General features: G+C 71.9%; 4 protein-coding genes. 2 read left to right on the top strand and 2 right to left on the bottom strand.

Annotated elements, in window-relative coordinates; all coding sequences use genetic code 11:
• The coding region (locus KN815_RS48000) for a family 2B encapsulin nanocompartment shell protein (protein WP_216348052.1) at nucleotides 1-1,026 on the bottom strand (1,026 nt) is incomplete at its 3' end.
• Nucleotides 1,027-1,429: 403 nt separating this feature from the next.
• Here KN815_RS48000 and KN815_RS47995 point away from each other — a divergent pair.
• Both KN815_RS47995 and KN815_RS47990 read left to right on the top strand, forming a co-directional pair.
• The gene (locus KN815_RS47995) at nucleotides 1,430-2,335 is read left to right on the top strand and encodes a phosphatidylinositol-specific phospholipase C/glycerophosphodiester phosphodiesterase family protein (protein WP_216348051.1); all 906 of its coding nucleotides are present in this window, start codon (nucleotides 1,430-1,432) and stop codon (nucleotides 2,333-2,335) included.
• Between the two features lie 66 nt (nucleotides 2,336-2,401).
• A complete protein-coding gene (locus tag KN815_RS47990) occupies nucleotides 2,402-2,890 on the top strand; it encodes a GNAT family N-acetyltransferase (RefSeq protein ID WP_253209715.1) in 489 nt (162 codons plus the stop codon).
• On the opposite strand, the gene KN815_RS47985 is transcribed toward KN815_RS47990, so the two are convergent.
• A partial coding sequence (locus tag KN815_RS47985) for an ROK family protein (protein WP_216348049.1) occupies nucleotides 2,871-3,240 on the bottom strand: 370 nt, incomplete at its 5' end. The genes KN815_RS47990 and KN815_RS47985 overlap by 20 nt on opposite strands.

Genomic DNA, 3,240 nt, shown 5'->3' with positions numbered 1-3,240 from the left:
GTCCTTCCAGACGGTGGCCAGCAGCGCGTCGAGGTCGTCGGGGGTGGGCGGTCCGCCGCGGGTGTGGATGCGCTGGGAGAGGTCGGCGTTGTGCAGCAGGCCGATCTCGCGGTTGTTGACGAGTTCGTGTTCCTGGCGTTCGCGCAGGGCCTCGATGGTGAGGCGGAGTTGCTGCTCGACCTGGTTCATGGGCTCGTTGTAGAGGTCGGCGACGCGGGTGTGGACGCGCAGCACGGTCTGGGCCACGCTCAGCTCGTACTCGCGAGGCGTCAGCTCGTACTCCGCGAAGGTGCCCGGCAGGACCGGCTCGCCCGAATGTCCCGAGGCCAGCGCGATGGCCGCCTCCCCGTGCTCGTTCTGCTCGGCCTCCGGCGCCGAGCGCACCCCCTCCACATGCGCTCGCAGCAGCGGTGAACGGTCGAGCTGCTCCTCGAACTCCTGCCGGGGCAGGGCCAGCACCGTGCAGGACGTCACGGCCTTCACGGTGATGCCCCAGGTGCCCGCCTCGGCCGCGGTCAGCTCCGGCTCCCCGATGTGGTCGCCACCGGCGGCCGAGCCGACCACCGCGGGCTCGTCGAACGCGCCCTCGGTCAATTTGTCGACCTTGCCATGGGCGATGAGGAGAAGCTCATCGGCCGGGCGCCCGGCCTCGACCAGCACCTCGCCCGGCGCGAATTCCCGCTGGGTGAAGCGGTCCGCCAGGGCCCCGAGCACCGAGGCGTCCTCGAAATCGCGCAGCAGCGGCAGCTCACGCAGCTCGACCGGGATGACCCGCACCTCGGACCCGGTGGTGGTGAACTCCACCCGGCCGTCGCCGAGCGTATGGGACGCCCGGCGGTTCACACGATAGGAACCGCCCGGAACCTGCACCCACGGCAGCATGCGCAGCAGCCACCGGGAGCTGAGGCCCTGCATTTGCGGAACGGATTTGGTCGTCGTCGCCAGATTCCGCGCGGCCGCCGTACCGAGACTCAACTGCGGCTGCGAATTTTCGGTACCGGAACCCGGTTCAACGGACGTCGTCATCGTGAATGCTCACCCATCCCTGTACGGACCTTGAGGACAAATTCCGCTCGAGCAACTGCCAAGCTATCAGCGGACTTTGGGTGGTGCATTCACTCAAAAGAGTGCCTGGGCGATGGTTATGTCGGCGGTCGCGGACGGGTAAACACTCCGAATGCGCAGCGCGGGCCGACGGCCTTCGCGACCTCCGTCCGTTTCACCCGGCGCCCGCGCATCTGTCACGCGCCCCCGTGGCCGGAGACCGCGGGCCATCGCCCCGGCACCCCGGGAACGGTGAGGAAATGGCCGGGGACCACCCGTGGAACTCTTCGCGCAGCACTGCCCTTTGGGCGCACGGCCGCCCGATACTCACTGGCGTCCATCCTGCGTATCCGGCACCGCGCCGGGAGGAGAGCCGGGAGGCCCCATGGTCCGCCGTACACGCCGTGCCTTTGTCGTCACCCTCGGAGCCGCTCTGGCGGGCGGCGCGGCCGCGCCCGCGTTCGCGAGCACGGCCAGCCCGTTGGGCACCACGTCCGTCTCGAATGACAGCTCGAAGGACAGCCCGAAGGGTAAGCGGCCGCTGGCCAGAGCCCACGCCCACAACGACTACGAGCACCCGCGTCCGCTCCTGGACGCGCTCTCCCACGGCTTCGGCAGCGTCGAGGCCGACATCTGGCTGGTGGACGGCCAGTTGCTGGTCGCCCACGACGCCACCGAGCTCGACCCCACCCGCACCCTGGAGTCGCTCTACCTCGACCCGCTGGCCCGGCGGGTGAAGGCCAACGGCGGCCGGGTCTACCGCGGCTACGACCTGTCGCTGCAACTGCTGATCGACCTCAAGACCGCCGGGGAGGCCACCTACCTGGAGCTGGCCAAGCGGCTGCGCCACTACGGCCCCCTGTTCAGCGCCGCCTACGGCGGGGTGGACGGCCGGGTGCGCCGCGGCGCGGTGACGGCCGTCATCTCCGGCGACCGCGGCGCACGGGCCCCCATGGAGGTCGAGAAGGTGCGCCACGCCTTCTACGACGGCCGCCTCGAGGACCTCGGCTCGGGCGTGCCCGCCTCCTTCATCCCGCTCATCAGCGCCGACTGGACCAAGACCTTCACCTGGGCCGGAGCCGGTCCGATGCCGGCGGCGGAGCGCGAGACGCTGCACCGCCTCGTCGCCTCCGCACATGCCGCCCGGCAGACCGTGCGCTTCTGGGCCACCCCGGACGTGGCCGGACCGGAGCGCGACGCCCTGTGGCGTGAGCTCCTGGCCGCCGATGTGGACTACCTCAACACCGACGACCTGGCCGGGCTGGAGGCGTTCCTGCGCGCGGCCCGCTGACCCCTCGCGGGCGGCGGCCGGGAAAACCCCTCGCGCGCCGTCGCCCGCACCGCCATGCTGGCCCGCATGCTCATCAGGACCGCCACCGCCGAGGACTGGCCCGCCATCTGGGCCTTCCTGCGCCGCATCGTCGCCGCGGGCGAGACCTACACCTACCCCCGCGACCTGGACGAGGACCGGGCCCGCGACCTCTGGATGCCGGAGCCCCCGAGCCGTACCGCCGTCGCCACCGACGCCGACGGCACGGTCCTGGGCTCGGCCAAGATGAACCCCAACCACATGGGACCCGCCGCGCATATCGCGGGGGCCAGCTTCATGGTCGCGCCCGAGCACGGCGGGCGCGGTGTGGGCCGGGCCCTGGGCGAGCATGTCCTGGAGTGGGCGCGCGCCGAGGGCTACAAGGCGATGCAGTTCAACGCCGTGGTGGAGAGCAACACCCGGGCGGTGGCGCTGTGGCGCTCACTGGGTTTCGAGGTCATCGGCACCGTGCCCAAGGCGTTCGACCACCCCACGAAGGGCTATGTGGGGCTGCACATCATGCATCGCTTCCTCTGACCCCGGCCGGTTCTCCGGCTCCGGCCGGATCCCTGAACCCCGCCGGATCGTCGAGGACCGCGTGCACCACCGAGTTGGCCGCGCCCAGCAGCGGACCGTCCGGGCCGAGCCGGGAGACGGTCACCGCCCCGCTGCCCGGACGGGCCGGGTCGGTGAGCCGCCGTCCCAACTCCCGCTCCAGGGCGGGCAGCAGCCAGGGCGCCAGCGGCGTCAGCGCGCCGCCGAGCACCACTTTCTCCGGGTCCAGGAGGTTCACCGCGCCCGCGAGGGCGATCCCGAGTGCCGCGCCCGCGCCGCGCAGCGCGCGCCGCGCCCGCTGGTCGCCGCTCGCCGCCCTTACGGCCAGCACG

The organism is Streptomyces niphimycinicus (genome assembly GCF_018883605.1).
GTDB classification, from domain to species: domain Bacteria; phylum Actinomycetota; class Actinomycetes; order Streptomycetales; family Streptomycetaceae; genus Streptomyces; species Streptomyces niphimycinicus.
Note: the sequence above shows the minus strand (reverse complement) of the source record. Positions and strands in the feature narration are given on the sequence as shown.